This is a genomic window from Pseudomonas sp. IT-93MI4, from assembly GCF_949767635.1.
GTDB classification, from domain to species: Bacteria; Pseudomonadota; Gammaproteobacteria; order Pseudomonadales; family Pseudomonadaceae; genus Aquipseudomonas; species Aquipseudomonas putida_A.
In genome coordinates this window covers 1-442 of sequence record NZ_CATKPP010000037.1, presented here as the reverse complement: position 1 = coordinate 442, position 442 = coordinate 1, and the positions used below count along the sequence as shown (strand labels likewise).

1 protein-coding gene is annotated in these 442 nt (G+C 63.1%); it reads left to right on the top strand.

Annotated features, from left to right (window positions below):
• On the top strand, nucleotides 1-442 hold a 442-nt coding region (locus ACM6I7_RS16880), incomplete at both ends, for a hypothetical protein (RefSeq protein ID WP_414888913.1).

Here is a 442-nt window from a genome sequence, read left to right as displayed (position 1 = left end):
TGATGACGGCTCGACGCTGGTCACCACTTACGCGCGTGATGCGGCCGGGCGCTTGCTGCTCAAGACCCTGCCTGACGGGGTTGAGGTGGCTTACACCTACGACCGACTGGGCCGTTTGACCGGGGTTGATGACGGCCAGCAACATCCGCTGGCCTTTGAATATGACCGGCAGGACCGGCTGATCACCGAGCATCAGGGCTGGGGCACCCTGCGTTATGTCTACGACGCCTGCGGCCAGCTCAAGCGCCAGCGTCTGCCGGACAACAGCAAGCTCGACTATCACTACGCCAAGGGCGGCGCGCTGACCGCCATCGACCTCAATGGCACGCGGCTGACCAGTCACGTCTATCAATCGGGTCGCGAACAACAACGCCAGCAAGGCCTGCTGCTCAGCGACTATGCCTACGACGATCAGGGCCGTTTACTCGCCCACGCTGTAGGC